Here is a 26,600-nt window from a genome sequence, read left to right as displayed (position 1 = left end):
ATGGAACACCCAAACTAGCCTTGGTTGAACCAGCGCTCCGCGAAGATCTGACCACGGTCAGCAGAGTTCGCTGCCTGAAATTCATTGGGCTGCTCTTCGAGGCCATCCACCATGGCATCGCCCTCGACCGGATAGCCGGGCAAAATGACCTCCATACGTGTACCGCCATCAGCGGATTCCTTGATGGTGATGACGCCATTGTGGCGCTCAACAACGGCCTTGACGATGGCCAAGCCCAAACCGGAACCCGGCATCGAGCGAGCCTCCGCGGAGCGATAAAAGCGTTCAAAGACCTTTTCGCGCTCTTCCGGAGCAATACCTGGACCGGAGTCGTCGACACGCAAACACACCTTATCCTCTGCCACCTGGCGCATGGATACGCGTACCGTGCCGGTGGGCGGGGACCATTTAGCGGCGTTGTCCATGAGGTTGAGCGTGGCGCGCCCCAAGGCGAAGGGGTCACCGTCAAGCCCCCACGGGATAAAGCGCACACGGAAGTCAACGTCTGGGCGGCGACGGCGAGCACGGTTGAGGGAGTTTTCCAGAACCTCATGAAGTTCGACTGGTTCTGGCTCCTTCTCCGTCGCATCCTCGCGGGCAAGGTCCACGAGGTCACCAATAAGCGTGGAGAGCTCTGACATCTGCGCCATCACGTCTTCTTCAAGGTCACGGCGATCTTCGTCGCTAATGCCGAAGCCGCCACCAGACTTGTTCAGCATCATGAGCAACTCGATGTTGGTACGCATCGAGGTCAGCGGGGTCTTAAGCTCATGGCCGGCATCCGCGACAAACTGGGACTGCTGCACACGTGCGTGCCGGAGGGCACTCAGCATTCGGTTGAAGGACACCGTCAGCTGCGCCATCTCATCGTTGCTCACAACTTCAATCGGGCGCAGGTCGTTGGTCTGGGTGACGTAATCCACGGCGCGCTTGAGGCGTGCAATCGGCTGCATGCCTGTCTTCGACACCACCATGCCGGCAAAAATGGCCAACAATACACCGAAGGCCACAATCATGAGCAAGGCGGAGCCAACAGCAGAGATCAACTCTTCGGTAGGCTTTAGGTCTTGCGCCAACACCACTGCGGCCCCGCCATCATGAATCCTGGCCAAGACACGCTCGCCGCCCACCGTACGGATGGAAGTCTCCGTAGTGTCACCATCACGCTTAAAATCGCCGCCAACTGGAAGCGCATCGCCATACGCAAAGGTTTCCGATGCCGGGGAGATAGACACCCGCGTGTCAGGGTTATAGAACTTGAATGACGCGATCACCTGGTCAATGTTGTCGACAAAGCTCGGGTCCTGGGCCTGGCGAATCAACACACCGGCCTGCTGGTCCATGTGCTTGTCCACGCTGGCGGTCATCGACACTGCTACCAACCAGTACGTCACCAACGTCGTGACCGCCACAGAGACGGCTACTACGACACCGGTAACGAGAGAAAGGCGCCATCGCAGTGACGCCCGTGAAGCCCACCCGCGACCGGGTGTCATGGCTACCTCAGTGGTAGCCGATGAAGCTTCAGAAGGCACCGCGGGAGGCGCGGGCCTTCGGAGAATCACGCGGTGGCCTCCCTCATCACGTAGCCCACGCCACGCACGGTATGGATGAGTCGGGGTTCGCCATCTTCTTCAGTCTTCTTACGCAGGTAACCAATGTAGACTTCCAGCGCATTGCCCGAGGTCGGGAAATCGTAACCCCACACCTCTTCGAGGATGGTGTTGCGGGAAAGCACCTTGCGGGGGTTCTCCATCAGCAGATGCAACAGAGCGAACTCCGTGCGGGTCAGAGAAATCTGACGGCTGCCACGAGTTACCTCACGTGTATCAGCATCGAGTTTCAGGTCCTCAAAGCTCAGCTGAGTCTCGACCGGCTGCTTGGAGCCAATGGAGTCAGCTGCCGCACGGCGTACCAAGGAACGCACTCGGGCAAGGAGCTCCTCCAGCGCGAAAGGCTTGGGCAGGTAATCATCGGCGCCTGCGTCAAGGCCGGCGACACGGTCAGAAACGCCATCGCGAGCGGTCAACACGAGGATTGGACGGTCCCAGCCTTCACTGCGCAGAGTGCGGCACACCTCAAGGCCGTCCATGTTCGGCATCATGACGTCGAGGATGAGCAATTCAGGGTTATCCCGGTGCACTGCCTCAACAGCCTGTACACCATCGGCAGCCAACGCTACATCGTAGCCATTGAACTTCAAGGATCGGCGAAGCGATTCGCGTACGGCTTGCTCATCATCCACGACTAGAATCTTCATAGAGCCAATTATGACTTATGAAGGGCATTTTCACGAAGCGAAGAGAATTTTTTCGCCCCCTTAAATCCCCCCTTAAGGGAAAAAGTCACATCCTCTTCCATTGCACGGACGTTAACATCGGTAGTAAGAGAGGAAAGGCGAGTAAAAGAAGCAAAAATCCCCGGACATTCACTCAGGATGAATGAATGCTCCGGGGATGCTAGTCACGCAGCAGGCTTAATACCTTAGAACTGCTCGACGTCGATGAGGCCGAGCTTGGCAGCCTTCACCAGACGACGCGGGATGCGAACGGTCTGGCCGTCAATGGTGACTTCCTGGAGGGCGACGTTGTCGGCCTTCCACTGGGAACGGCGAGAGTGGGTATTCGCGCGGGACTTCTTAAACTTAGGAGTTGCCATCTTTTCCTATCCTCCTTACGCGTTCTTCTTCTTGCGGCGAGCCATTGCGCCGAAGCGCTGGTTGAACTTCTCAACACGACCAGCGGTATCCATGACGCGCTGTGCACCGGTCCAGAACGGATGGGACTCAGCAGTCACGTCAACGACGATGAGCGGGTACTCGTTGCCGTCTTCCCACTCAACGGTGCGGTCGGAGGTAGCGGTGGACTTGGTCAGGAAGGAGTGGCCGGTACCGGCGTCCTTGAAGACCACCGGGTGGTAATCCGGGTGGATATCTTTCTTCATATGTCGATTCCCTCAGGGTTGAACTACGGGTCGGTTCCCTCTCTCCGCACGATAGGAACATGGCCTGCGCATTGCTTGAGTTGCTGCGCTGACGATATTCAACTGTGCGCGTAAGGATCGTGCCCGAGTTGGGTCTCAATGCTTACAAACTGTGCGGCTTGCGCCGACAACTCGGAATATCCTACAGGCCACCGGCCCTAAAACCTAAATCGGCGCGTAGCCGCTTACTCCCTTACCTCTATAATGGCGTTATCCACCCTGCAATTCCCCAGCAGGTATCTCCGCGGCACTGATCAGCGATTAGGTTCTGAGCTGGCTGGCATGTAAGATTTCCCCTTGCTGTTGTCAAAGTAATCGTTTTACGCCCTCATCAACTGGTGTTCAACGGAATTATGCCTCCTGCTCAACCTCACTTTTCGAGCGCCGCGCCTCACCGCGGATTAGGCACTCCGTTAGTCGCTTTCGATGTGGGCGGCTAGGAGAAAGAAGACCCATGTCGGCTATTTGCCAGGTAACGGGCCGCAAGCCGGAATTCGGCAAGCAGGTCTCGCACTCGCACCGCCGCACCTCGCGCCGTTGGAACCCCAACGTGCAGCGTCGTCGGTACTACCTGCCCTCCGAGGGCCGTACCATCACCCTGACTGTTTCCACCAAGGGCATGAAGATCATCGACCGTGACGGCATCGAGTCCGTTGTGGCCAAGATTCGCGCACGTGGGGAGAAGATCTAACGATGGCACGTAATGATATCCGTCCAATCATCAAACTGAAGTCCACCGCGGGCACCGGCTACACCTACGTGACCCGCAAGAACAAGCGCAACAACCCGGATCGCATCACTCTCAAGAAGTTCGATCCGATTGTCCGCAAGCACGTCGAATTCCGCGAGGAGCGATAATCTATGGCTAAGAAGTCTAAGATCGCCAAGAACGAGCAGCGCAAGGAAATCGTCGCCCGCTACGCGGAGCGTCGCGCTGAGCTCAAGGCAATCATCAAGAACCCGAACACCCCGGACGACGAGCGCCTCGAGGCGCAGTTCGAGCTGAACCGTCAGCCGCGCGACGCCGCCCGCGTCCGCGTCCGTAACCGCGACGCCGCCGATGGCCGCCCGCGCGGTTACCTCCGCAAGTTCGGTCTGTCCCGTGTCCGTATGCGCGGCATGGCTCACCGTGGTGAGCTGCCGGGCGTTCGCAAGTCCAGCTGGTAAAGGGGTAACCACACAATGGCTGTCAAGCGTAATAACCACAAGAAGTTCCGTATGGAGCAGACCCGCCGCCCGAAGAAGAACCCGCTCAAGGCTGAAGGCATCGAGCAGGTTGACTACAAGGAGATCAAGACCCTGCGTCTGTTCATCTCCGATCGTGGCAAGATCCGCTCCCGTCGCGTCACCGGTCTGACCCCGCAGCAGCAGCGTCAGGTTGCTACTGCCGTCAAGAACGCACGCGAAATGGCTCTCCTGCCGTTCACGTCCCGCTAAACACTAGCTGGTTTCAACAGCGCACTTTTGCCGCTGTACTCGTGACTCACTAGGACAGGACAAAAGAGCTTCTCAATCGCCGCCTCGTTTCTCATATGGAGGAACTGGGGCGGCGATTGTCGTTTTCTTCGCTTCCGCCCGCAGCCGCACACCTAACTCAGACCACCCACCGCGCTGCTCGTGCCCCTTGTGCTGCTACATTGAAGACAAGAATCACCCTGACCGAAAGGGGCGTTGAACCTCATGTCGCTGCACGAGTCGTTGACTGATCTGAGCGAGCTAGCTGCCCACTGCCACTCCCCCGCGCATGCCCGCGGCCTTTTGGAAGAGGCACAGGACCTCCTGCGTAATGCCACAGCGCACCGCGCCGATAGCCTCGAACTCGCAGCCTGGTTTTCCCGCATCGTGACAGATCTCGTGCGGTCTCCGGGCCTCTCCAGCCCAGTGCGCCTGACCGGGCCAGCTGCTCGCGGCGATTTGCTCCCTTCTATGCGCATCACGTGGCTCGGTGAGGATGAGCAGCTCGAAGGTGTCATTACTGAGGCCGGGCTGAAGTGTTCTGCGGTGGAGGAAACCACGTCCGCGCGCGCCGATGCTGGATTACCCGTGGGTCATGGCGGTGAAGAGGAACTGTACGCCGATGCCTTGGCGAAGCGCCCAGCCCCGCTCACTCTCGTTGATGGGTTGCCTGACCGCGCCGCAGACGTCGCCATCCGTGCCACGTTGCTAGCTCCCGTGTCAGCCATTGCGCGCTGGGCTGCCCCGGCCCCGCGCCCGACACCGGACCGTTTGGCTATTGGTGTCGAGCGCGAACTGCTCACCGCCAGTGAGGCCGAAGGCCTGAGCCTAGCGTGGGGCACGGGCATGGCGCTGGAGTTGGGGCGCTGGTACGAGGGCGTCGACAAGCACAGCGTCGCCCTTGGTGACCTTCCCCCATTGGATCGCACCGCTTATGGTTCCGCGTGCCGAACGGTTTCTGCAACTGTGGAAGCCATTGTGGCACGGCACGGTAGGGTGGTAGGCAGTATAGCTGGGTAGTGAATTCACTGCTTCCCGCTGTAGGGAGTACGATAGTTAAGCTGAAAATAATTAATGAGTGACGCTCACCGAAGGGAGTCCGCCTGATGGCAGGTACCGTTGGCAGGCCGCGTAAGAATAGCCCGCGCCGCCGGGGCAACACCGCGCGCGAGGAAATCCTCGACGCCTCATCCGAGCTGTTCACCACACAGGGTTTCGCCACGACTTCCACGCACCAGATTGCCGATGCCGTAGGTATCCGTCAGGCTTCGCTGTACTATCACTTCCCGTCCAAGACGGATATTTTCCTTACTCTGCTGAACTCCACTATTGAGCCTTCTCTTGAGCTCGCAGAAGAGCTCGCCGCCTCCGATGCGGCGCCAGCGCAACGCCTGTGGTCCCTCGTTGCTGCGGAGTCCCGTCTGCTGCTGACCTCTGCGTGGAACGTAGGCCGCCTGTACCAGCTGCCGGTGGCTAATTCCCCCGAATTTGGTGAGTACCACGTGCAGCGTGACCGCCTGAAGGAACATTTCCGTTCCGCCGCCGCCGGCCTTGTGGGCACGGATGACCCGCGCATCGAGCTGCCCTTCCATATCGCACTGTCAGTTATTGAGATGCGCCCCAACAACGGCACCGCGCCGTTTGATGCCGCGCAGCGGGTACCGGAGCAATCCGCCATGCTTGCCGACGCCGCCTTGGCCGTCCTCGGCGCCACTCCCCCGGACAATGCAGAGGCAACGACTCTGGAGCTGCTCAAGAACCGTAACGACTCCATCTCCTCGGCCGCCGCTGCCGCCGCGGACCGCAAGAAGGCCACGCGCTAGCGCGGCCCCAGCAGTCCAAAGCCCCAGCGCCTAAACCCCAACGGTCTTAGGCCGCTTTTAGCGTCCGTGGCGGATGGCGTAGTGCGCCAAGAACGTCTTATAGGGTTTATAGACTTTCTCTCCATCCGCTTTGAGGCTGTCGACGAGGCGATCCATCTTGTGGTTCGTCTTCTTTTCTGTCCATTCGAGGGCATCGGAGATCTCGCGCACTGAAGGGATATCAGCGTCTGACGAGCCTGGCTTTTTAAGGTAGCTGGCTAGCTGGCGCAACAGCTCTTCCTGCTCATCATTGGGCACATGCCGGGTGCGGGTACGCTCCTCCTCCATCTCCTGCTCGCGCCTTGTACGCCGCGCAACATTGGAGTTCTCGACGTCGATGTACAGCTCATAGGGGCATTCCGGAGTCTCAAATGTAATTCGAGACGGTCCTGGTGGAACCGCAGCCACTGCTCGCGGTCCAAGGTCGATACGGGAGAACCCCTTGACTCCACGTAGCTCGATGCGCAACGGGATGTGGCTACCAATGTTGCTGATCATCCATCCCTGCCCGCCGTACCACAGTTGGAAGAGGTGGCGGTGAAGGGTAAGGTCTCCCTCGCCCACGCGGAAATCACCTGCGCGGCCGACGATAACTTCTTCTCCTGGTGCGACAATCCTCACGCCGCCGATCAGGTCATCGATACGCAGCCTCGGGCCCCGTGCCACCTGCTGCGGCTGGGGTGTCTGTTGCGTGTTCATAGTCACCTCCGTTAAAAACACTCCGGACACAACGCGAAAGTTGTACCGCAAAAATTGTCCTTCAGTGTAGCGGGAACTTCCACCCAGCTTCTAGGACACTTCCTTTTATGCCACGATTGCCCAGGTCACCAGGAAAATAAGGATGATGACCACGACTGTTGCGGTGATGATTAGGGCGTTGCCGTTATCTTTCTTCGGCGCTGAGCTCAGTGCCAAAGAACCCCCCGACTGTCTCCGGGCTACGGGACTTGGCGGAGTCACGGGAGTTGATGGCCGCACATGCGCGGTTGTGGAAATGGGATTTGCGGGTGCCACGAATCCAGTAGGCCGCATGTTTTCGGTGGGCTGCGGGGGCTCTGGCCACTTCTGCGTAGGCGCCGAAGGTGATGCTTGCTCCGAGCGCGGTTCCCGATGTGCCGTGGTCGAATTCTGGGGCACGTTAGATGAAGAAGTGCTTGATATCTTCTCCAGTGCTTGAATGAACTCTTCTGCTGTGGCATAGCGCTGCATAGGCACACTATCGAGGGCCTTACTCAGCACATCTTGTACCTGGCTAGCCACTGCAGCGGTGTCGGGGGCTAGTACATCTGAAAAAGCCGCACTCGATAGGTCTGGAAGGCGGCGCTCACTACGCCACTCGCTGCGTGGCATCGTGTCCTTGAGGTGATGGAGCGTGAGCATTTCGAAAGCGATGAGCGCCAAAGAGTAGTCGTCGGCACGCGCAGACAAATCATCATCGCCGTAAGCATGACCTTTATTCTCCGGCGCTAGATACTTCTCCGTTCCCACGATGTGCCCAATTTTGGTCAGGCGTGACTGCCCTTCCTCAATGCTGATGCCAAAATCTGAAAGCACAGCCGGCGGAAGGCTACCGGGATTCTTCCTGAGTAGGATATTTGCGGGCTTAACATCGCGATGCACCCATCCGGGATGCAGCTCATGATGCATATAGTCCAAGGCTGAGGCAATCGGCGTGAGGTAGTACACGACCTCCTTCACGGTGAATCCTTGGCCAGTACGAGCGCGATCTTTAATCGCATGCGCCAGCGTTCCACCGTTAATAAACGCCATGACCATGACATCGTCGCCACGCGGCGTCGATTCTTTGGAATAGAACTGCACCACGCCCGGGTGGCTACCAATGCGGGTAAGCGCCTTCATCTCGTTGTGGAAACGAGCGCGGGAGGCTTCATCGCGGACGTCGTCCAGCAGCACCTTAACCGCTAGCTCACGGGAGAGATCTGGATCCGTTGCGTGAAAGACTTGACCCATGCCGCCTTCACCCAGCAGGTACACCGTGGTGTAGCGCTTATGCTGGGTTAGCCACTGAACGAAATAGGAACTAGTCACCGCACCATTGCACCATATGCACTAGGTCTCATGATGTTGCCGTGTCGCGTCTCCCCCGAATGGAGGGTACTCCCCCTGGGATAATGGTGGTTCGGACTCAACGATTATGATTTCTGTTGTTCTCAATCGTCTTTCCAAGGACTCTATGACCACCCCAGGATTTGGCAACAATTCTTTTTCCGAGCACCCTACCCCTACCCCGGCTTCTGCTCTCCCGGCGTCGACTGCCTCTGAGCAGCGCAACAACGTGCCAATTATTTGTGCCATCGCCATCCTCATTGCGTTGACTATCTCTGGCTTCATCATTTGGAATGACGTGCGATCCACCAGCCAGGAGGTACCAACGAGCGGGCAATCCTCCGACGCTGCTCCCATGACGATGGAGTCAGAAACCGAGTCCGGCTCCGATTCCTCGGAAGACGATGTAAGTGGGAAAGCTAGCGCTTCCGAGGATGCGCCGCAGGAATCCGCTGATACCGCCGACGTGCCGCCTGGACTGACTGCTGCTGGCTGGTCAGATATTCCCGAGGCACGCTGCCAGCAAGGCGAAGAAATGGTCTTTGCCGCTGCTAGCGCGGATGATGATTCGCACATTGTCATCTGCGAGAGCAAGGATTCTCTCTTCTACCGCGGCATCTGGTCCAGCGGCGCTGCCTTTGGCCCAGCGAAGGGTGAGGGGACCGACTTTAGCGTTGCGATTCTCGATCCCACGAGTGGTGCCGATACCGGCTCGGTACTCACCATCCATAGCGAGCACTACGACATTGATGGCAAGACCGGAGATTTTGACGTCTACTGGCCAAAGTAAGTCCAGCCGTGGTCGAGGGGCATGGCGCCGGTAGCTACACCGCTCCCTGCTGGCAGCCAGCTGCCGGCCACTCGACCTCAGCCGACTCAAGCTGGGCGGCGAGGCGCGTGAGCATCTGCTGGGCATCGCCGTAGTCCCCGGAGTCGGCGCTGGCGTAGATGGCCACGGCAACGGTGTGGCCGCCGAGGGTCACAAGGCCCATCTGACGCGCTTCATAGGATCCATCTTCGGCTGGGCCCCAGCCACCTTTCTTGACGGCGCCCTCAAGGGTGCCCAGGCCGTAGCTCTGGGCGGGATCGGGCTGGCCCATGGCGGCGAGGACTGGCTCCGCGCCGTCCATACAGCCAAGGGATGCCACGAACTCTGCTTGCTGCGTTACCGACCACTGCGTTTGACCAACGGCACTAAACCCTGGGCGCGGCGGGGTGGCGGGCACCGAGGTTCCACCGATGACTTCTTGCGTGGCCTGTGCTGCCTCCTGTCCGCCGCCCAGGGCTTCCCATAACGAGTCAGCAGCAGCATTGTCGGAGTATGTAATTGCCTGGGTGACAGTGCCTTCTTCCGCTACCCCGGCGTGCTCAGCGGCGATGGCGAGGGGAACCTTCGCGGTTGACCACGCGGCAACGGGATCCGTCATGCCAGCAGCGAATACTCCTCCCCCACCGGCCACGGCGATGCCCGTTCCGGGATTGTCCGCAGCAATGGCGTCGAGGGCTTCTTGCGGGTCAGTGGCCTCAATCACGGGCAGGTCCTCCGTGGTGACGGGTGCGGGTGCGGTTGTGGATTCAGGCAGCGTGGGCTGCGGCGCCGATTCCCCTTCGGCGCCCCGGGGAGCGGTCTCGGCATCGTTGTTACCGGAGACATCACCAATAGTGCAGGCGCTCAGCAGGGCGACGGACATGGCGGTCGCAGTGGCGAGCGCGGCTGTGCGAATGTTGTGGATGCGGCGCATTAGACGATGTACACAATCGCGTTATTGCCACCCTTGCAGGTGACAAACTTACCGTTGTCGGAGCAGTCCATTCTGTAGGTCTGCTCGGTGATGGGACTGTAGGCGTCGATAGTCGCGTTAAGCTCCTTTGTATCCACGTAGTGCTTGACGTACTCATCACGCACGATGTTGGCGAAAGGTTCGGTCGTTACCGAGGATCCGCGGTAGACATTATTGAAATCGCCGCCGGGTTCGTTGTTACGTGCAGCATCGTTGACCGGCTGTGCGCCGTCGGGAAGCGCTGGGTGTTCGGGGCGCTTTTCCGGTTCGGCACTGGTGGTCTTTTCTTCGGAGGTCGTTGTCTCTGCGGCGGAGGTTGCCTCTTCTTCGCCGCCGGCGGTCTCCTCAGAGACTTGCGCCTCGGTGGTCAGCGGCGGCTGGGCCTGATTGCTGGTCGCGGAGTTCTTAAAGAAGAAGAGGTAGGCCAGCGCAGCAATGACGAGCAGAACGGCCAGGATAAGGACGGCGATGAGGATAATCTTTCCGCCGTTGGAGGACCCGGAGTGGGCAGCGGCCTGCTGCGGGTACGCAGCGTTATAGCCGCCGGCCGGTGGCTGTTGGTCGCTCCACTGATCCTGCTGTACCTGGTGACCAGCCCAGCCCTGCTGGTTCTGCTGCCCCTGGTGGCCAGTCCAGTCTTGATGGCCCGGCTGGCCCGGCTGTGCCTGCGGGGCGGAAAAGTGTTGGGTGGGCTGCTGATCAGCTGGCGCGGCGAAAGGATTGGAGTATTGGCGCTCTTGTGACAGCGGGGATTCAAAGTCCACGGTTTCTGGGTGCGTGTCCTTGCGGTTCTGGTTCGGTTGACCGCCGTGTCCCTGCGGCCGGGGCGCACCGAAACCGTGGTTGTGTTCTGAGTCAGTCACCGGAGCCTCCGTTTCTACAGTGTCTGTAGTGCCTGTCGCTACCGCATATACGGTGTCTTCTATCTTTGCACAGTGTTGCCCTGACTATAGTGATTAAACTTCTAGCCCAGCCCCACACCCACGGGGAGTATCCCTCGAATCTGCCGGGACGCCCGCGCGTTGTGCGCGATACGGTTTAAGTTGTTTAAAGACACTTCCCTCGCTTGCGGAAAGGCTTTCACGAACCCATGACTTTTTCTCCTGGACCTTCAGGCACGCCACCAGGACACTCCGGGTCTAACTCCGGTTTTGGTGCTCCCCGCCCCGGCTTTGGTCAGCCAGGTGGTGGCACCAATAACCCCGGCACGCCCGGTGGTTTTGGTGCCCCGCCGCCGTTCGGAAGCCGCCCGCACACAGCGGGGGCGTATCAGAGCCCTCATTCAGGCTCCCCTGCCGGTGGAGGTGGTGCGAACGCTCAGCCAGTCTTTGGTGGCGCGCCTACTCCACCGCCGGGACACTCTCACTACCCGGGCCAACCGCAGCCCCCACAAGCAACGCCGTACTCCACCCCATCTTCCCCGAAGGGCAAAGGAAAGTTTAGTGGCGCGATAGCCGCGCTCATCGCCATATTGGTCGTCCTCGCTATTGCATTGGGAGTAGGCGCCTGGTTTATCTGGGGACGCGACTCCTCAGAAAGTGAACAAGCAGGCGCATCCGCAGAACCGACGACAACTGCCGCATTAGCGGGAAACCCGATTGGCGCGCACGGAGGCATCAATACCGACCTCACCGAGGAAGATGCGGTCATCGCTCGTACACTGTTCCCGGATTCCTATGTCTCCCGCGGGGGCAGCACCAATATCGCCGATATCCAGCTGGCACAAGGTCAAAGCCAGCTCAATGCGGTCTTTGGTTTTATCGATGACCGCGTCAACACGGACGTGGCCACCGCGAGTGTTACCGTCACTGGGAGCGACGGCTCCGAGCTCGCAACCTTCGATGTCCCCGCGGATGAGGCCCTTGAAATGCCCATCCACGTCGGCGAGCATCAGGAGCTGCGGTTTACCTTTACGTACAAAGATAAAGACGGAAACCCCGCTGACAATACTGGCTTTGCGGTGGCCTCACTAAACGCGCAGTGACGCCACCGGCAAAGTTCTAGTGGAAGAAGTGGCGGGTTCCGGTGAAGTACATGGTCACGCCAGCCTTCTTGGCGGCCTCAATGACCTCTTCATCGCGGATGGATCCGCCCGGCTGAACCACGGCCTTAATACCAGCCTCGAGGAGAACCTCTAGGCCATCAGCAAACGGGAAGAAGGCATCGGAAGCGGCGAAGGATCCCTCGGTGCGGTTGGTGCCGTCGGCCAGCGTGTTGGCGCGCTCGACAGCGAGCTTGGCGGAATCCACGCGGTTAACCTGGCCCATGCCCACCCCGACGGTGGCATTGTCCTTAGCCAAAAGGATGGCGTTGGACTTCACCGCACGAACGGAGCGCCAGGCGAACTCGAGCTGCGCAAGATCGGACTCGTTGAGAGCCTCGCCCGCAGCCAGCGTCCAGTTGGCCGGGTTATCGCCCTCGGCCTGGTAGGTATCCGGCTCCTGGGTGAGCATGCCGCCGGAGATGAATTTAACTTCTTCCTCCGGTGCTTCGTGCTCTGCCTGCAGCACGCGCAGGTTCTTCTTGGCCTTAAGAACCTCGATGGCGCCTTCTTCATAGGACGGCGCCACGATGACCTCGGTGAAAATCTCCTTGACCTGCTCCGCCATCTCCACGGTGACCTCCCGGTTGACGGCGATAACGCCGCCGAAGGCGGACATCGGGTCGCAGGCATGGGCCGCGCGGTGAGCAGCAGCAATCGACTCCTCAGACACCGCGATGCCGCACGGGTTGGCGTGCTTGATAATGGCCACGCAGGGGCGCTCGTGGTCCCAGGCGGCGCGCCAGGCGGCGTCGGCGTCCTGGTAGTTGTTGTAGCTCATCTCTTTGCCGTTGAACTGCTTCGCATTGGCCAAACCGGTGGTACCAATGCGGGTCACGGTGGCCTTTTGGTGAGAGTTCTCGCCGTAGCGCAGCGGGGTGGTCGCCTCCCCCTCGCTGAGCTGGTCAACGAACCATGCAGACACCGCGGCGTCGTAATCAGCGGTGTGCAAGAAGGCATCGCGGGCAAGGCCACGGCGCTCATCCAGAGTGAAGCCACCCTTAGCCACAGCATCGGCCACATCACTGTAGCGAGCCGGGTCCACCACCACGGCAACCGATGGGTGATTCTTCGCGGCCGCGCGCACCATGGACGGGCCGCCGATATCGATCTGCTCCACGCAGCCATCGAAGTCAGCGCCGGAAGCCACGGTCTCACGGAAGGGGTACAGGTTCACCACGACGAGCTGGAAAGGTTCAACCTCGAGCTCGGAGAGCTGATTGAGGTGGTCTTCCTTGCGGGTATCCGCCAAGATGCCGGCATGCACGCGCGGGTGCAGGGTCTTGACGCGGCCTTCCAGACACTCGGGGAAGCCGGTGAGCTTTTCCACCGGGGTGACCTCGATGCCCAGATCCGCGATCTTCTTCGCGGTGGAACCGGTGGAGACAATCTCCACGCCGGCCTTGTCGAGGGCCTGGGCAAGGTCCTCCAAACCGGTCTTGTCGTAGACGCTAATGAGTGCGCGTTTGATGTTCTTACGATCCTCGCTCATGGTGTGGGGACTCTAGCCTTCCTAACGTTTGTTGCAGCGATTGTTAAAGCTCAATGGTCACTGCTGCGTCCTGCACGCAGATAGCGCGCAGGACAGTGACAATAAGTTCTCGCTCGACCACCTTGATGCGCTCGTGCAGGCTGGCCTCGTCATCCTCTGGCAGCACGCGCACGGGTTCTTGGGCGATGATGGCGCCCGTATCGACGCCAGCATCTACAAAGTGGACGGTCGAGCCTGTGACCTTGGCACCGTAGGCCAGCGCATCGCGCACGCCATGTGCTCCTTTGAAAGCGGGCAGGAGTGCCGGGTGAGTATTGATGGTGCGACCTTCAAAGCGGTCCAGAAAATCCTTACCTAGGATTTTCATGAAGCCCGCAGAAACAACAACGTCTGGCTGTGCAGCATCTACTGCATCAACCAGACGTCTATTCCATTCGGCGCGATCTTTACCCATCTCCACAACTTCAGTGGCGATTCCCGCTGCCTGTGCGCGCTCAATGCCCTGACAAGGCACGTCCGCAATAACTTTCACCACACCAAAGTGCTCGTCCTGACCATCAAGGATGGCCTGCAGCAAAGAGCCGGTTCCAGAGACCAGAACGACGACGTTGAGGCGGGCAGAAGCAGCGGGCTGGTGCGGTGTAGTCACGCGCTCCAGCCTAGCGCCTGCGGGGAGCAAACAGAGAATTACTTAACCCTGGGAGTCGTCCTCATCCAGGTCAGGGTCTGCGGGCATGCGCTTGGCGACGTCCCCCTCATCACCCTCCTCAGTATCTGACTCATCCGAGTCGGTCACGTCCGCAGTGTGCTCCTCGGCCTCTGGCTCTTCGTCGTCCTTATCGACGTCTTCCGCATCGACCACCTCGGCGTCAATAACATCTGGGTCTTCTGAACTCTCGGATGCGTCCTCTGGGCTTTCCGAATTGACTCCGAGCAGCGCTGAGACTGGCACAGCATTCGCGGGGCGAGTGCCCTCTGTTTGTTCTGTGTTCTTCGCGTCCTCTGCATCCCCTGCGCGCTCAGTGTGCTCAGTGTCCTTCGCAGAGGACGGTTCCTCTGCGGCAACCGCGGCGTCGCCCTCGCTTCCACGGCGAGAGAGCCAGGCCATGAGAGCATTAGCGGCGGCGAAACCAGCACCGACGACAAGGCACCACAGGGCAATAAGCCCCACGGCCGTCCACAGTTCAGGGCCGGTATAACCGTAGACGCCGAGAGTGCCAGAGGTACCGTAAATTGCAGCGAAAGCAGCGACAGCGGCAACAACGGCTGCGACCAAGGCCACCTGAAAATTCACGATCGCTCGGCGCCGCGCGAAGGCCACGCCGGCAGCAATCGCGGGAAGCACGAAAAGCGCAACAGCCCAGGAGCTAATACTCGGCGGTACTGCGGCTGCCAGTGGCAGCGGCGGCAGCGGCACCATATGGCCGCTAAACAAGCTGATACTCGTGTCCGGCCCCACGTGTAGCTCGGAGCCACTCAGCACGGAAGCCGCAGCAATGACGGCATTGGGCAGATAAAGAATGCTGAGCAAGACTAGCCCAGCCGTGCCCATCGCGTCGAGGACCGGATACGCAGCCAGCATGTCGGCTTGGCGCTGCCAGCCCACCGCCCACAGAACGAGAACGAGGACAAGGCTCACGATGGCCAGGTAGCCGAGGTAGCTAAGGCCGATCCGGGAGGCGTCGACAAGCACACGCGGCACCCCACTGCGCTTGGCCAGAGCCTTCCACAGGCGAGTGCCCATACCGCCAATGAGAGCAGCCGCATGGAGCAACAGCATGCGAGGTAGCACAACATAGAGGGCCGGCGGGGAGACGTCATAGGCCTTGCCCGCGTCCCACAGCATCAGCCACGCAAGGCACGTTAACGCTAAAGGAACCGCGAAGACGCAGGCGGTCAGCACGAGGAGGTCATTGATACTGACCTTGTCTTTAATAGCCACCCGTACGCGGCGGCCAACCAACCATGCCAGCAACACCGCGGGCAGACCAGGCAAGAAACCGAGGTCAATTCCCCCGGCCCGAATGGGTGCAAGGTTAAAGACCATCCAGGCTTCCGCGACGATGGTGTTAAACCACGCCGAGGGCGAACTCGTGAGCAACAGTGCGGCAATGACCACAACGATGATGCTCAGCACGACCACCAGATTGGGAACGGCGACCACCATGAGCATGCGCCGGATACGCTCCCGCAGCGTGGTGGGCCCCTGGGCGCGACGAGCTTTCGCCTTAGCGGACTCGGCACCCTTAATCCGTTGCGCCGGCGCGCGGCGATCGCGGCGCGTGGGGCGCTCAGTTCGCTCACTATCCTGGCCATGTCCGCGCATCTGGCTGCGCGGCCGCGTGGCCGACCGTGACTGGGGACTCGTGTTCTTATTCATTGGCGTCCACTTTGCCACGCTCCCCTCCCCCGTCGGGGGTGGCGCGGCGAGGTTAGAGCCAAATGATTGCCAGGCCGTGGTTGGCACTCGAAAAAGGAGGGCCAAAAGCCCCAGCAGCGCCTGCAATTTTTAAGCCTGCAGCCTTAAACTCTAAGATAATTGCAAATTCACTTGCGCTACCCCCGCTTGGTCACCACAGTCTTCACACAGATTACATCCAGTACCACTACTATTAGGATTTACGGCACATAAACAAGAAAAACCGCAAACCGGGTTGCTCTAACTTTCCTGAGACGCTACTGTTACATTCCGTTGGTAACAGGAAGGTCACAATCGGATAACCAACCGGCAGAGAACGTAACGTTTGCGCCGGACGGACGATAGTGAATGAAGACGGAAGTAGAGTTCATGCGAAGCAAGACTCAGCGGAGCGCAGGTCGCCACCGCAAGATCACCACCTCGCAGACCGCGAAGGGACGCATTGCAGTCGTCACCGTCGCCGCTGGTGCCGTATCCACCGCTGGCGTAGGTGGTGCAGCCGCAGGCACCATCCAGTCGGGTGGAGCTGAGGAGACCAAGACTCAGTCCATCGACTACGCCCTTCAGGCAGATACCGATCCGCTGAAGGACGTTCAGACGTCCATCGAGGATGCCGCACCCCAGATTCTCGCCATCGCCGAGTCTAAGCCGGTTGCAGATCTCTCCGCACAGCTCGACAAGGCCATCCAGGCCGCCAATGCCCGCGCCGCGGCCGATGAGGCCAACCGTGCGCCTTCCGTCGCTCGCCCGGCCGAGGGTGTATTCACCTCTGGCTTCGGCACGCGCTGGGGTTCCTTCCACTCTGGCATCGATATCGCTAACGCAGTCGGCACTCCCATCCTTTCCGTCATGGACGGCACCGTCATCGACTCCGGCCCGGCTTCCGGCTTCGGCCAGTGGATCCGCATCAAGCACGATGATGGCTCCATGAGCGTCTACGGCCACATGCAGACCCTCGACGTTGCTGTGGGCGAGCGCGTGCATGCCGGCCAGAAGATTGCAGGCATGGGTTCCGAGGGCTTTTCCACCGGCTCCCACCTTCACTTCGAAATTCACCCCACCGGTGAAGGCGCTGTAGACCCCATCCCGTGGCTCGCAGAGCGCGGCGTCAACATCTCCTAAAGCTTTCACTGCTTTATAGACCTTCCTTTACGCCGAACGGCGGCTCCGAGCAGACATGTTCCGGGCCGCCGTTCGGCGTTTTAACCTTTTACCCCCGTCTTAACCCAAACCCTTGACCACACCGAAGGTTACCGAGTAACTTACCGGGTATGCACCAACTTTTCTCCGCATCTCCGCCAGGAGGTGACCATGTCCGTTAAACACTCCGTCCTCGCTCTTCTCAGCGGGGAACCCGCTACAGCCAGCCACATCAAAACCCGCTTTGCTGATTCCTTCGATGGCCTGTGGCCACTCAACATGGGCCAGGTAGCACAGACCTTGAGCCGCCTCGAGCGCGATGGTCTCATCGCCACCGATGGTGAGCTCACTGGGCCTACCGGGCGCCGTGCGACGAGCTACGCCATCACCGACACCGGGCGCACCGAGCTTACCGAATGGTGGACGTCCACGACCCACAAAGACAGCATCGAGCGCGACGAGCTCGTTCTGAAAGTCACCCTCGCGGCTCGCCGCTCAGACGTCGATGTCATCGCCGTGCTAGACGCCCAGCGCTTCGCCACCGTTCGCCAACTCCGTGAGCTCAACCGTCAGGCCGCTGAACTTCCTGCCGAACGCAGCGCTCAACGCCTCGCTGTTGAACGGCAAATTTTCGACCTGGAATCCCTCTCACGCTGGCTCGACCGCGTGGAATCCCTCACCAACCCATCCGCCCCCACGTCTTCAGAAGAGGCCCCGAAATGACCCCAGAATCAGTGCCAGCATCCCGGAACACGCCCTACCCGCTCGAACTCGAGAACATCACCTGTGTCTTTGGTAGCGGTGCCCGTCAGGTCACTGCCTTGGATTCTGTAAACCTCCAACTGTCCCCCGGCGAACTCGTCGCCGTTATGGGACCGTCCGGTTCGGGTAAGTCCACGCTGCTCAATGTCGCTGGCCTGCTTCAACCGCCGACGTCGGGCCGCGTGCTTCTCGACGGCGCCGATGCCTCCCAGCTCTCCAAGTCCAAGGCCGCGCTTGCCCGCCGCCGCCATTTGGGCCTCGTATTCCAGCACTTCAACCTGGTCTCGTCGCTCACTGTCGGCGAGAATGTCGCCCTTCCTCTGGAACTGGACGGCCTCAATCCTGCGCAATGCCGCGAGGCAGTTGAGGAAGCACTCAGTGAGGTCGGCCTTGACGGCACCATCGACCGCTTCCCCGAGGAGATCTCTGGTGGCCAAGCGCAGCGCGTCGCCATCGCTCGCGCGCTCATCGGCCCACGCAAGGTGCTGCTCGCTGATGAGCCGACCGGCGCCCTCGATACCGCAACGAGTGAGGACATCATGAAGGTCCTGCGCTCTCGCATTGACGCCGGTGCATCAGGCATCTTGGTCACCCACGAACCGCGCTTTGCCGGCTGGGCCGATCGTGTAGTCATGGTCCGCGATGGCCGCCTCACCGGCGAGGAGGCGCGTTAACATGTCAGCCATTAATGCTGCCACCCGCCCAACACGACGTGACCTCTGGCGTCACCCGTGGCGCACGTTCGCGGCGGTCATCCTCATTGCTTTGCCGGTTGCGCTCGTGGTTGGTTTCTCACTGTTTCAACAATCAACTAGCCTGACTACTTCGCTCTTTTCCGTGGATCGCAGCATTCAGGTGCGCCAAGACCAGAAGGACGTCACCAACGCGGATGTGCCCCAGCTAGCTGCTGACATTCTTCCCCCGGGTTCCACCATCTCGCCCATCACTACCTACTACAACACCTCGATTCTGCGGGGTGAGAGTTCCACCAACTCCTGGCTCGCACAGTTCGATGCGGAAAACCCGCCGGAGAAGATCCAAGAGGTCGTCGATAAGCTCGGCCTCGGCCCCAGCGAGATCGTCCTCTCCCGCAAGTCTGCCCGTGACCTTGACGCAAAGGTGGGTGATACCGTCACGTTCCTCGGCCGAGACATTGAGGGCGAGCGTCAGGCCACGGTGGCCGCCATTGGGCCCGATAACGCCGATTTCGTCACCGCCCCTGCGTTGGGTGATATCCCGGAGCATGCGTCTGCGTCATCGCACACTACCTGGGTTATCGACGGCACTGAGCCGCTCACCCCGGAGATGGAGGCACAGGCCGCCGAGAAGGGCCTCGGCCTATGGGGACCAGAGCTCGACAGATCCCTTCCGACTCAGAGCGATCACCCGTCGGTTTCGGAAGCACTCGAAGCCATTGTGTTCTTTGTGTTCTTCGCCAGCATCTACATCATTGCTGGCCTGCTCATCCTTTTCCTCCTTGCTCCTGTGTTCACCCTCGCCATGGGGCGCAATACCCGCCTTTACGCGCTCATGTCGAGCCAGGGCGCGTTGCCACGCCACATCATGCTGGCGGTCATGGCCTACGGCTTTTTCATGGGCATCATCGGTGCCACACTCGGACTTGCCGTGGGACTGAGTGGCGGATGGATCGCATGGCTGGTGCGCTATCCGGACTTCCCCATCCGCTTGCCATGGGCTGAGTGCGTGGGCGCTTGGCTGGTCGCCGTCGTTGGTTCGGTCATCGTTTCCATCGTCCCGGCGTGGCTGGCGCAGCGCAGTGCCTTAGCCCAAGCGATTCAGGGCGGCGCTCCCGACCGCCTGCTGCGTTTCCGGCCGTGGATGGCCATCGGCCCTGTGGTGCTGCCACTGCTCCTGCTTTTTAGTTTCACCAGGATGGGCGAGTCCTTCCCTACCCTCATTGTGCTTTTTGGCGTTATCGCCATCGCTGGCTCGGCGCCGGCTCTCGTGTTCCTGTGTTCGACGGTTGTTCGCCGCGGGCCTTTGCCCCTGCGCCTTGCCGGCCGCGGGCTCACTCGTCGCAGTATGCATGCCTTGCCGACGGCCATCGCTATCGTTGCCATCACCTTCACCACCACAGTCTTCGGCGTATCCATCATGACCGCCAACGCCAAGAGCCGCGCCGAGGAGCGGACCGTCATGCCAGAGACCTCCGCACTTATTCAGGGAGGGCTTTATGGCGAACCGGTAAAGGAGTCGAATGAGGACGAACGTGCGGCTGCCGAGGCCGCAACCAACACTTCCCCCGGCTCTATTCACCCCTACTACGTCTATCCTTCCCAAAACGCGTCCTACTGGGATCAGGATGCGGGAGAGGTGTACAGCCTGAGCACCGAGTTTGATTTTGTTTGCAAGCAGGTTGACATCACGGTTCCCGTGGAAAGGGCTGTCTTCATCGACTCTCAAGGCCGCCGCACTGATGAATCACCGGAGGCCCGTGAAGAGTGCGCGCACGAGATGATGACCATGTTTGTCTACAACCCGTTAACCAATGACTCACGGCTTATCCAGGCTGACTCCACGCAGCTAGATTTGTGGCACTTCGACTCGGAGCAGGATCGCCAGGCTGCTGCCCGCACGCTCGATGCCGGAGGCATTGTCCTGCCCCACAATTCCCACGTGGGCGAGCACACTGAGGGCACGGTCACTGTGGACACCTTTAAGGATTTCTCGGCTACAGAGAAGAGCGACACAACCTCTGCCACCGTTCCTATCGCGGAGGCTCTGCCCACCATGGCGCGCGATATCGCGCTGGTAAGCCCGCAAGCAGGTGCGGCGTTGGGGATGGAGCCGTTCTACGTTGGTCGAGCGATTGCCTTTAACGAGGTTCCGGATGACAAGACTCGCCAGGAGCTTGACGACGTCGCCACCCAAGCCTCCCACTCCCAGTACTTCTTGAGCTGGGCCTCGACGCCCGTCGAAGACGTGCGCTTCTACCCCGCACTCGCTATGGGGCTAATCTGCCTGATTGTGTTGGTGCTCATCATTGCCAACGCTGCGACGAGCATGCGGCAGGAGAACAATGTTTTCCAATCCATCGGCGCTGAGCCCACACTCATGTCTCGAGTATCGGCTTGGCAGACGTGGCTGGTGGCCACAGCAAGCATGCTCTTCGGTGTGCTGACCGGTCACATAGGCGCCTATGTCTTTGCAGACAACCCCCGCTATCTATTCGATCCACCGCCATACGCGCTGCGCGGACAGGATTACTTCGTGCCGGACTGGTGGTCACTCCTCGCAGTGCTCGTGGTTCCGCTGGTGGCTGCCGCGCTTGCCGCCGCCGTAAACCGGACGCGCGAGGGAGCAGCACTGACTGCCCGTGATCGTAGTGAGAGTAGGTCTTTGACATAGAGGCCCCATCGTGACCCTACTGTCACGCTAATGTCCTCAACCTCTGCCCTGGCTCACCATTAGGTGGGCCAGGGCTTTGGTCATGAGTACACCCCCATTACTCACCCCCATTCTTTAAACCTTTACTTCACCCTTGTAACAATTTTCACTCCCGTCACACACGTAACATGCAGGGCTGTTCGATAAATTTTCGAACAATCCCTGTGTTTACCTGCATTTTCTCCCATTGCGCAGGGGGTCTGCCCGGGATAGTTTGTATCTCGTTGCCACACGGGCTCACACGACGGCGTTTCAGCGTTGGCGTGTCGCTGGCCGGGCGGCACACAGCGGCTGTTATGGCCGCATCCCATCACTCACAGGTTTCCGTGCGAGGACCGCCTCGCTGAGAGACACCGATACAGCAAGCCAGAGCAGCACATAAGGACGTGAAGTTATGAAGCGCACCCTCTGCGCACTCGCCGCCGTGGCCGCAAGCGCGACCGCGACCGTTGCAGCACCGGCGTTCGCCGCCGAACCCGCAGCGAGCGTGGACGTTTCCGATGGCTCCTCCAAGGGGACTGTCGAGACGGACATCAACGAAGAGTCCAAAGTAGACCTCTTCAAGGCTGTCACGGGACTGCTCACCTCAACGGCCGGCGCTTTGAACGGCGCATCCGTCCCTACCGTCAATGCCACTGAGAGCGGATACGACATCGTTCTTGACCCATCTAGTATTCCTGGACTCGCAGAGGCCTTCGCCCCCGATGGCGATCACTCCGGTCTCACCCCTACTCGCGGCGAGGATGCGAATGGCAACACCGTGGTGTTTCCGACGTCCGGCACGTTCACCTCTGGCTTCGGCCCACGCTGGGGTACCTTCCACAACGGTATCGATGTGGCGAACCCCATCGGCACCCCGATCTACGCCGTCATGGACGGCGAGGTCATTTCCTCTGGCGCAGCCCAGGGCTTTGGCAACTGGATTCGCATTCAGCACGATGACGGAACCATCACGGTCTACGGCCACATGCCCAGCGACCAGCTCCTGGTCAACGTGGGCGACCGCGTGGAAGCCGGCGACCAGATTTCTGTCATTGGCAACGAGGGCCACTCCACCGGCCCGCACCTGCACTTCGAGGTTCACCCAGGCGGCGGCGCAGCCGTTGACCCAGTGGAGTGGTTCGCCGAGCGCGGCATCCTCATCTAGAAGCTCGTTTAGAGCTTTTCCATCGGCACACCGCCGATGAGCATGAGGCGGACTTTGCCCGCTGAACCGAAGTCCACGGTAACCGTTGCGCGCGCACCGGTTCCGGAGGCCTCGATGACCGTGCCCAGCCCGTACTTCGCATGGTTGACGCGGTCCCCTACAACTAAATTGAGATGGTTATTCTTCGGCATTGATGTGGCCGAAGCTGGCTTGCGCTTGCGCTGCGAAGGGGAAGACGTAGCGCCTCGCGAGCCGTAGCCGCCTTGGCCGCCGCGTCCTCGGGAGCGGAAGAATCCGCTGTCCGAGCCAAAGCTGCGCCCATACTGGTAAGAATCATCTCCGCCCCACGCGCTGGACAGCGAGCTGTCTGGTTCTTCACGGCGCCAGTCGATGAGGTCCTCCGGGACCTCGGCGAGGAAGCGGCTGGCCGGGTTCGTCACCGGGTTGCCCCACGACGAACGAAGAATCGCGCGCGTGAGGTAGAGCTGCTCCCGAGCGCGGGTAATACCCACGTAGGCAAGGCGGCGTTCCTCACTGAGCTCTTTCGGGTCACCTAAAGAGCGCATGTGCGGGAACTGGCCGTCCTCCCAGCCGGTCAGGAAGACCACCGGGAATTCCAGGCCCTTTGCGGTGTGCAGAGTCATCAGTGTGACGACTCCGGATTCGTGGTCCGGAATCTGATCCGCGTCCGCCACGAGCGAGACTTTTTCAAGGAAGGCCTGCAACGAACCCGGCGCGGCTTCGCCCTCCGCAAGCTCAGGAGTCTCCTGCGCATCCGCGCCCGTAAACGCCATCTGGTTGGCTGCCTCTGAACTGAATTCACGAGCCACGGACACCAACTCGTTGAGGTTATCCAGACGGGCCCCGTCCTGCGGGTCGTTAGAGTTTTCCAGTTCGGCGCGGTAGCCGGTGGCATCAAGCAGTGCATTCAGCAGCTCCCCTAGGTCCGGCTGGCCGGTGACCTCATTGGTCATGCCCGGCAGCTGTTCACGCACGCCGTCCATCATCTCGTTAAATTTGCTTACGGCATTGACCGCGCGTGTGCCCAGCCCAGCGACTTGTCCTTCCGCAGCATCCCGCAGAGCAGCACCAAAACTGATGCCTAGGTTCTCCGCATGCAGGGCAATCTGTGCTTGGGCTTTGTCACCGATGGCGCGCTTGGGAACATTGATAATGCGGCGCAGGCTCACCGTGTCATCTGGGTTATCCATAATGCGCAGGTAAGCCACGAGGTCTCGAATCTCGCGGCGCTCGTAGAAGCGTGTTCCGCCTACCACCTTGTAGGGAATGCCGGAACGCACGAACACATCCTCAAGCGCACGGGAGGCATTATTCGTGCGATACATGATCGCAATATCGGAATAGGACTTCCCTTTATCCGCAAGAGAATCGATTTCAGAAGCGATGTAGCGAGCTTCATCGTGCTCGTTATCCGCCACGTATCCAACAATCTGCTCGCCTTCGCCGTGTGCCGTCCACAGATTCTTCTTGCGCCGGCCCTCGTTCTTGGCGATGACCGCATTCGCTGCATTCAAAATGGTTTGGGTCGACCGGTAATTCTGCTCCAGAAGAATCGTGTGTGCTTGCGGGTAGTCACGCTCGAATTCTTGGATATTACGAATCGTGGCTCCGCGGAAGGCATAAATGGACTGGTCCGAGTCACCCACCACGCACAATTCAGGGGCATCGTGGGGAAGCTCTCCCCTACCTACCAAGGCAGATACGAGAGCGTACTGCGCGTGGTTGGTGTCCTGGTATTCGTCGATAAGCACATGCCTAAAGCGGCGACGATAGAACTCCACCACCTGTGGGTGCTGGTTGAAGATGCGCACAACCTCACCAATGAGGTCATCAAAATCCACTGAGTTCGCTGCACGCAGGCGGCGCTGGTACTCTTCGAAAACCTTCGCCACGGTGAGTTCGAAGGGATTCTTCGTCTTCTCCGCTTCAGCGCGTGCCTCCTCTGGAGAGATAAGTTCATTCTTGCGGTTCGAAATTTGATTAGCCAGAACGCGAGCAGAGTATTTCTTAAGGTCCAGCTGCATGTCTTTGGCAATCATGGTGAGCAACCGGCGTGCATCATCACCGTCATAAATGGTGAAGTTCGTGTTCAGCCCCGGCACGAGCTGCGCATTGTTACGCAAGATGCGTACACAAATGGAGTGAAACGTTGAGACCCACATGCGCTCAGCCACCGGGCCGACAAGCTGGCCGACGCGCTCCTTCATCTCTGCAGCTGCCTTGTTGGTAAAGGTGATAGCGAGAATCTGCCAAGGAGCTACTCCGCGCGAGCGCATAAGAAAGGCGATGCGTCGCGTCAACACTGCCGTCTTGCCGGATCCTGCACCGGCAACAATAAGCAGCGGCGAGCCAGAATGGGTTACGGCCTCTGCCTGCTGTGGGTTAAGTCCTTCCAGCAGGGGATCAACGCCCCTTTCCGGCTCTTCTGGTTCTGGTTCCGGCTCCATTGGTGGCTCTGGCGGCAGACCAAACAAGGCGTCGTCTGCAACTGGTTCCTTAGGGGCAGGGCTAAACGGTGAAGAGGACTGTGGCGCGGAGGGACGAGGGCTAAAAGGAGATTCGTTGTTCATAATGCTCTCCAACCTACTAGCCCCGCCGGACATTCCCCCTAAACAACATGTCACCTGCACAAACCACGGAACCACCAGAAGTGATTCCTTTTTGTCTGGAGGGGTGGCAAAATCTGATGCCATGAGCGCTTCACATGCTGATTCTTCCTCCGCGAGTCTGAACCCAGAGCACCACGACCCCAACGTGGTGGATAACGGGCTTGACATCCGTATGCCGTCTGGGACGGACGATCCGTTAAGCGATGCCGAAATTCAGCGCTACCGCGAAGAAATTAACCGGCTTGACCGCGTTATTCTTGACGCTATCAAGCGCCGCACTGATATTTCACGCACAATAGGTAAGACTCGCATGAGCTCCGGCGGTACACGTCTGGTTCATACCCGCGAGATTGCCATTCTCAATGAGTTCCGTGATGAGCTTGGTGAGGAAGGCCCCTCCATTGCCTCTGCTCTGCTCCGATTAGGTCGCGGCAAGCTGGGCTAGACCCCCAACAGGACTACTCTCTCATGAAACTTCTCTCTCGCATTCTCTCTACAGTCACCGCAGCTGCCATCGCTGTGAGCCTCTGGGCTCCTGCAGCACAGGCCCAGATGGGCTTGGCGCAGCTCAGCTCAGGGTCATCGCAGCTTGATATAGGTGGCCTCGCTGATGCCTTTGCTCCCACAGGGGATGGCGGCATCACGCTTCCAGGAAACCTGCAGCCGGAGATTTATGTCTCCGACCGGAATGCTGCTCAGTACTTCACCAACGCTGGACGCGTCGAGCCTGGATCTGCAATCTACAACCACGACGAACAGAAGAAATGCTCTGCAGGTCATATTGTGGGCGATGGGCACAACGTTTTTGTTGTCACCGCTGGGCACTGCGGCAATCCCGGTCACCGCTTCTACTACCGAGACCGCGCGGGCAACCCCGTGTTCTTCGGCCAGATGACCGTAGAGACCCGCAACACCAACCGGGACGGTTATATCTCTTCACCTGACATCGGCCTTATCCAGATCACCAACCCCGCCGCGCAGTACTCCGCGACACCAGCGCTCAAGGGCAAGGTCAATGGTTGGTTGTCCCTCGAACAAGTCGATCGGATAAAGCCAACCATCTGTCGCATTGGTGCTACCCGCGGGTACTCCTGCGGCAATTACCTCACTGCGAAACCAGAGATCGGTGCCTTCTTCTTCGGAAACGACGGCTATTTCGGTGATAGTGGCGGGGCAGTCTATGCGCTCATTGATGGTCAGTACTACCCCGTGGGTATCTACTCCGGCTCTCTGACCACAGATAACCGGATTACGATGGCTATGGAATTAGGTCACATCATGAATCACTTCGGGCTCAAGGTCTATTCCTAGGAATCAGCCCTGCATTTAAGGGCACTGTGGGGAGTCCGCCACCCCGCCAGCTGTGTCGTCACACACTCAAACCTGACTTAGGTCATGGGTGGGTGAGTAACGT

The 26,600-nt window shown here is 59.8% G+C and carries 27 protein-coding genes; 15 read left to right on the top strand and 12 right to left on the bottom strand.

Features of this window, described 5'->3' with window-relative positions; translation table 11 throughout:
• Window positions 1-14 precede the first annotated feature (14 nt).
• The 4 genes from HMPREF2875_RS07035 to HMPREF2875_RS07020 form a co-directional block, all read right to left on the bottom strand.
• On the bottom strand, window positions 15-1,496 hold the full coding sequence (locus HMPREF2875_RS07035) for a HAMP domain-containing sensor histidine kinase (protein ID WP_246817056.1): 1,482 nt from the start codon (window positions 1,494-1,496) through the stop codon (window positions 15-17).
• Between the two features lie 65 nt (window positions 1,497-1,561).
• Window positions 1,562-2,260, bottom strand: coding sequence for a response regulator transcription factor (locus HMPREF2875_RS07030; protein ID WP_070671558.1), 699 nt, complete (start codon window positions 2,258-2,260; stop codon window positions 1,562-1,564).
• Window positions 2,261-2,484: 224 nt separating this feature from the next.
• Window positions 2,485-2,658, bottom strand: a complete 174-nt coding sequence (rpmF, locus tag HMPREF2875_RS07025; protein WP_039674524.1) for a 50S ribosomal protein L32 — start codon at window positions 2,656-2,658, stop codon at window positions 2,485-2,487.
• A 15-nt stretch (window positions 2,659-2,673) separates the two neighbouring features.
• Window positions 2,674-2,943 carry a type B 50S ribosomal protein L31 gene (locus HMPREF2875_RS07020; protein WP_005530151.1) on the bottom strand — a complete coding sequence of 90 codons (270 nt, stop codon included), beginning with the start codon at window positions 2,941-2,943 and terminating at the stop codon, window positions 2,674-2,676.
• A gap of 493 nt (window positions 2,944-3,436) precedes the next feature.
• Here HMPREF2875_RS07020 and rpmB point away from each other — a divergent pair, with 493 nt between their 5' ends.
• The 6 genes from rpmB (at window position 3,437) to HMPREF2875_RS06990 (ending at window position 6,260) form a co-directional block, all read left to right on the top strand.
• The gene (rpmB, locus tag HMPREF2875_RS07015) at window positions 3,437-3,673 is read left to right on the top strand and encodes a 50S ribosomal protein L28 (protein ID WP_010187623.1); all 237 of its coding nucleotides are present in this window, start codon (window positions 3,437-3,439) and stop codon (window positions 3,671-3,673) included.
• Window positions 3,674-3,675: 2 nt separating this feature from the next.
• Window positions 3,676-3,840 carry a 50S ribosomal protein L33 gene (gene rpmG, locus HMPREF2875_RS07010; RefSeq protein ID WP_010187624.1) on the top strand — a complete coding sequence of 55 codons (165 nt, stop codon included), beginning with the start codon at window positions 3,676-3,678 and terminating at the stop codon, window positions 3,838-3,840.
• A 3-nt stretch (window positions 3,841-3,843) separates the two neighbouring features.
• The gene (gene rpsN / locus HMPREF2875_RS07005) at window positions 3,844-4,149 is read left to right on the top strand and encodes a 30S ribosomal protein S14 (protein ID WP_042530056.1); all 306 of its coding nucleotides are present in this window, start codon (window positions 3,844-3,846) and stop codon (window positions 4,147-4,149) included.
• Window positions 4,150-4,164: 15 nt separating this feature from the next.
• Window positions 4,165-4,419: a 30S ribosomal protein S18 gene (rpsR, locus tag HMPREF2875_RS07000; protein ID WP_039674516.1), complete on the top strand. Its 255-nt coding sequence runs from the start codon at window positions 4,165-4,167 to the stop codon at window positions 4,417-4,419.
• 243 nt (window positions 4,420-4,662) lie between these two features.
• The gene (locus HMPREF2875_RS06995; protein ID WP_070671556.1) at window positions 4,663-5,457 is read left to right on the top strand and encodes a hypothetical protein; all 795 of its coding nucleotides are present in this window, start codon (window positions 4,663-4,665) and stop codon (window positions 5,455-5,457) included.
• Between the two features lie 86 nt (window positions 5,458-5,543).
• Entirely contained in the window at window positions 5,544-6,260 is a 717-nt protein-coding gene (locus tag HMPREF2875_RS06990; RefSeq protein WP_070671553.1) for a TetR/AcrR family transcriptional regulator, read from the top strand.
• Between the two features lie 57 nt (window positions 6,261-6,317).
• On the opposite strand, the gene HMPREF2875_RS06985 is transcribed toward HMPREF2875_RS06990, so the two are convergent.
• Together HMPREF2875_RS06985 and HMPREF2875_RS06980 are read right to left on the bottom strand one after the other, a co-directional pair.
• Window positions 6,318-6,998: a hypothetical protein gene (locus HMPREF2875_RS06985; protein ID WP_070671551.1), complete on the bottom strand. Its 681-nt coding sequence runs from the start codon at window positions 6,996-6,998 to the stop codon at window positions 6,318-6,320.
• Between the two features lie 105 nt (window positions 6,999-7,103).
• On the bottom strand, window positions 7,104-8,348 hold the full coding sequence (locus tag HMPREF2875_RS06980) for a serine/threonine-protein kinase (protein WP_070671549.1): 1,245 nt from the start codon (window positions 8,346-8,348) through the stop codon (window positions 7,104-7,106).
• Between the two features lie 145 nt (window positions 8,349-8,493).
• Here HMPREF2875_RS06980 and HMPREF2875_RS06975 point away from each other — a divergent pair, with 145 nt between their 5' ends.
• Window positions 8,494-9,156, top strand: a complete 663-nt coding sequence (locus HMPREF2875_RS06975; RefSeq protein WP_070671548.1) for a hypothetical protein — start codon at window positions 8,494-8,496, stop codon at window positions 9,154-9,156.
• Window positions 9,157-9,190: 34 nt separating this feature from the next.
• Here the strand turns inward: HMPREF2875_RS06975 and HMPREF2875_RS06970 are convergent, their stop codons facing one another.
• Together HMPREF2875_RS06970 and HMPREF2875_RS06965 are read right to left on the bottom strand one after the other, a co-directional pair.
• On the bottom strand, window positions 9,191-10,108 hold the full coding sequence (locus HMPREF2875_RS06970) for a serine hydrolase family protein (RefSeq protein ID WP_070671546.1): 918 nt from the start codon (window positions 10,106-10,108) through the stop codon (window positions 9,191-9,193).
• Window positions 10,108-11,010, bottom strand: a complete 903-nt coding sequence (locus tag HMPREF2875_RS06965) for a hypothetical protein (RefSeq protein ID WP_070671544.1) — start codon at window positions 11,008-11,010, stop codon at window positions 10,108-10,110. Before HMPREF2875_RS06965 ends, HMPREF2875_RS06970 begins: the two co-directional genes overlap by 1 nt.
• Before the next feature lie 227 nt (window positions 11,011-11,237).
• On the opposite strand from HMPREF2875_RS06965, the gene HMPREF2875_RS06960 reads away from it, so the two are divergent.
• Window positions 11,238-12,131 (top strand): flagellar basal body-associated FliL family protein, encoded by an 894-nt coding sequence (locus HMPREF2875_RS06960; RefSeq protein WP_070671542.1) that lies wholly within the window; start codon window positions 11,238-11,240, stop codon window positions 12,129-12,131.
• A 16-nt stretch (window positions 12,132-12,147) separates the two neighbouring features.
• Here the strand turns inward: HMPREF2875_RS06960 and purH are convergent, their stop codons facing one another.
• The 3 genes from purH to HMPREF2875_RS06945 are packed head-to-tail and all read right to left on the bottom strand — an operon-like array spanning window position 12,148 to window position 16,060.
• Complete coding sequence (gene purH, locus HMPREF2875_RS06955; protein WP_070671540.1) at window positions 12,148-13,680, bottom strand: bifunctional phosphoribosylaminoimidazolecarboxamide formyltransferase/IMP cyclohydrolase; 1,533 nt, start codon at window positions 13,678-13,680, stop codon at window positions 12,148-12,150.
• A 43-nt stretch (window positions 13,681-13,723) separates the two neighbouring features.
• Window positions 13,724-14,329: a phosphoribosylglycinamide formyltransferase gene (gene purN / locus HMPREF2875_RS06950; RefSeq protein WP_070671538.1), complete on the bottom strand. Its 606-nt coding sequence runs from the start codon at window positions 14,327-14,329 to the stop codon at window positions 13,724-13,726.
• A 42-nt stretch (window positions 14,330-14,371) separates the two neighbouring features.
• Window positions 14,372-16,060, bottom strand: a complete 1,689-nt coding sequence (locus HMPREF2875_RS06945) for a cell division protein PerM (RefSeq protein WP_141754592.1) — start codon at window positions 16,058-16,060, stop codon at window positions 14,372-14,374.
• A gap of 408 nt (window positions 16,061-16,468) precedes the next feature.
• Between HMPREF2875_RS06945 and HMPREF2875_RS06940 the strand changes: the two genes are divergently transcribed.
• The 5 genes from HMPREF2875_RS06940 to HMPREF2875_RS06920 all read left to right on the top strand — a co-directional run bounded on the left by HMPREF2875_RS06940 (window position 16,469) and on the right by HMPREF2875_RS06920 (window position 22,556).
• Window positions 16,469-17,221: a M23 family metallopeptidase gene (locus tag HMPREF2875_RS06940; RefSeq protein ID WP_070671693.1), complete on the top strand. Its 753-nt coding sequence runs from the start codon at window positions 16,469-16,471 to the stop codon at window positions 17,219-17,221.
• Window positions 17,222-17,410: 189 nt separating this feature from the next.
• A complete protein-coding gene (locus tag HMPREF2875_RS06935; protein ID WP_070671534.1) occupies window positions 17,411-17,962 on the top strand; it encodes a PadR family transcriptional regulator in 552 nt (183 codons plus the stop codon).
• The gene (locus HMPREF2875_RS06930) at window positions 17,959-18,675 is read left to right on the top strand and encodes an ABC transporter ATP-binding protein (protein WP_070671533.1); all 717 of its coding nucleotides are present in this window, start codon (window positions 17,959-17,961) and stop codon (window positions 18,673-18,675) included. Before HMPREF2875_RS06935 ends, HMPREF2875_RS06930 begins: the two co-directional genes overlap by 4 nt.
• Before the next feature lies 1 nt (window position 18,676).
• Entirely contained in the window at window positions 18,677-21,370 is a 2,694-nt protein-coding gene (locus HMPREF2875_RS06925) for an FtsX-like permease family protein (protein WP_070671531.1), read from the top strand.
• A gap of 433 nt (window positions 21,371-21,803) precedes the next feature.
• Window positions 21,804-22,556, top strand: coding sequence for a M23 family metallopeptidase (locus tag HMPREF2875_RS06920; protein WP_070671528.1), 753 nt, complete (start codon window positions 21,804-21,806; stop codon window positions 22,554-22,556).
• An 8-nt stretch (window positions 22,557-22,564) separates the two neighbouring features.
• On the opposite strand, the gene pcrA is transcribed toward HMPREF2875_RS06920, so the two are convergent.
• Window positions 22,565-25,147: a DNA helicase PcrA gene (pcrA, locus tag HMPREF2875_RS06915; RefSeq protein ID WP_070671526.1), complete on the bottom strand. Its 2,583-nt coding sequence runs from the start codon at window positions 25,145-25,147 to the stop codon at window positions 22,565-22,567.
• 121 nt (window positions 25,148-25,268) lie between these two features.
• Between pcrA and HMPREF2875_RS06910 the strand changes: the two genes are divergently transcribed.
• Window positions 25,269-25,631, top strand: a complete 363-nt coding sequence (locus HMPREF2875_RS06910) for a chorismate mutase (protein WP_070671692.1) — start codon at window positions 25,269-25,271, stop codon at window positions 25,629-25,631.
• 23 nt (window positions 25,632-25,654) lie between these two features.
• Window positions 25,655-26,497 (top strand): chymotrypsin family serine protease, encoded by an 843-nt coding sequence (locus HMPREF2875_RS06905; protein ID WP_070671524.1) that lies wholly within the window; start codon window positions 25,655-25,657, stop codon window positions 26,495-26,497.
• The last annotated feature ends 103 nt before the right edge of the window (window positions 26,498-26,600 follow it).

Source organism: Corynebacterium sp. HMSC078H07, assembly GCF_001812805.1.
Classification (GTDB): domain Bacteria; phylum Actinomycetota; class Actinomycetes; order Mycobacteriales; family Mycobacteriaceae; genus Corynebacterium.
Note: the sequence above shows the minus strand (reverse complement) of the source record. Positions and strands in the feature narration are given on the sequence as shown.

Coding starts and splice junctions, on each gene's coding strand:
- HMPREF2875_RS07035 (WP_246817056.1), bottom strand. CDS start 1,496: ATGACACCCGGTCGCGGGTGGGCTTCACGGGCGTCACTGCGATGGCGC.
- HMPREF2875_RS07030 (WP_070671558.1), bottom strand. CDS start 2,260: ATGAAGATTCTAGTCGTGGATGATGAGCAAGCCGTACGCGAATCGCTT.
- rpmF (WP_039674524.1), bottom strand. CDS start 2,658: ATGGCAACTCCTAAGTTTAAGAAGTCCCGCGCGAATACCCACTCTCGC.
- HMPREF2875_RS07020 (WP_005530151.1), bottom strand. CDS start 2,943: ATGAAGAAAGATATCCACCCGGATTACCACCCGGTGGTCTTCAAGGAC.
- rpmB (WP_010187623.1), top strand. CDS start 3,437: ATGTCGGCTATTTGCCAGGTAACGGGCCGCAAGCCGGAATTCGGCAAG.
- rpmG (WP_010187624.1), top strand. CDS start 3,676: ATGGCACGTAATGATATCCGTCCAATCATCAAACTGAAGTCCACCGCG.
- rpsN (WP_042530056.1), top strand. CDS start 3,844: ATGGCTAAGAAGTCTAAGATCGCCAAGAACGAGCAGCGCAAGGAAATC.
- rpsR (WP_039674516.1), top strand. CDS start 4,165: ATGGCTGTCAAGCGTAATAACCACAAGAAGTTCCGTATGGAGCAGACC.
- HMPREF2875_RS06995 (WP_070671556.1), top strand. CDS start 4,663: ATGTCGCTGCACGAGTCGTTGACTGATCTGAGCGAGCTAGCTGCCCAC.
- HMPREF2875_RS06990 (WP_070671553.1), top strand. CDS start 5,544: ATGGCAGGTACCGTTGGCAGGCCGCGTAAGAATAGCCCGCGCCGCCGG.
- HMPREF2875_RS06985 (WP_070671551.1), bottom strand. CDS start 6,998: ATGAACACGCAACAGACACCCCAGCCGCAGCAGGTGGCACGGGGCCCG.
- HMPREF2875_RS06975 (WP_070671548.1), top strand. CDS start 8,494: ATGACCACCCCAGGATTTGGCAACAATTCTTTTTCCGAGCACCCTACC.
- HMPREF2875_RS06970 (WP_070671546.1), bottom strand. CDS start 10,108: ATGCGCCGCATCCACAACATTCGCACAGCCGCGCTCGCCACTGCGACC.
- HMPREF2875_RS06960 (WP_070671542.1), top strand. CDS start 11,238: ATGACTTTTTCTCCTGGACCTTCAGGCACGCCACCAGGACACTCCGGG.
- purH (WP_070671540.1), bottom strand. CDS start 13,680: ATGAGCGAGGATCGTAAGAACATCAAACGCGCACTCATTAGCGTCTAC.
- HMPREF2875_RS06945 (WP_141754592.1), bottom strand. CDS start 16,060: ATGAATAAGAACACGAGTCCCCAGTCACGGTCGGCCACGCGGCCGCGC.
- HMPREF2875_RS06940 (WP_070671693.1), top strand. CDS start 16,469: ATGCGAAGCAAGACTCAGCGGAGCGCAGGTCGCCACCGCAAGATCACC.
- HMPREF2875_RS06935 (WP_070671534.1), top strand. CDS start 17,411: ATGTCCGTTAAACACTCCGTCCTCGCTCTTCTCAGCGGGGAACCCGCT.
- HMPREF2875_RS06930 (WP_070671533.1), top strand. CDS start 17,959: ATGACCCCAGAATCAGTGCCAGCATCCCGGAACACGCCCTACCCGCTC.
- HMPREF2875_RS06925 (WP_070671531.1), top strand. CDS start 18,677: ATGTCAGCCATTAATGCTGCCACCCGCCCAACACGACGTGACCTCTGG.
- HMPREF2875_RS06920 (WP_070671528.1), top strand. CDS start 21,804: ATGAAGCGCACCCTCTGCGCACTCGCCGCCGTGGCCGCAAGCGCGACC.
- pcrA (WP_070671526.1), bottom strand. CDS start 25,147: ATGAACAACGAATCTCCTTTTAGCCCTCGTCCCTCCGCGCCACAGTCC.
- HMPREF2875_RS06910 (WP_070671692.1), top strand. CDS start 25,269: ATGAGCGCTTCACATGCTGATTCTTCCTCCGCGAGTCTGAACCCAGAG.
- HMPREF2875_RS06905 (WP_070671524.1), top strand. CDS start 25,655: ATGAAACTTCTCTCTCGCATTCTCTCTACAGTCACCGCAGCTGCCATC.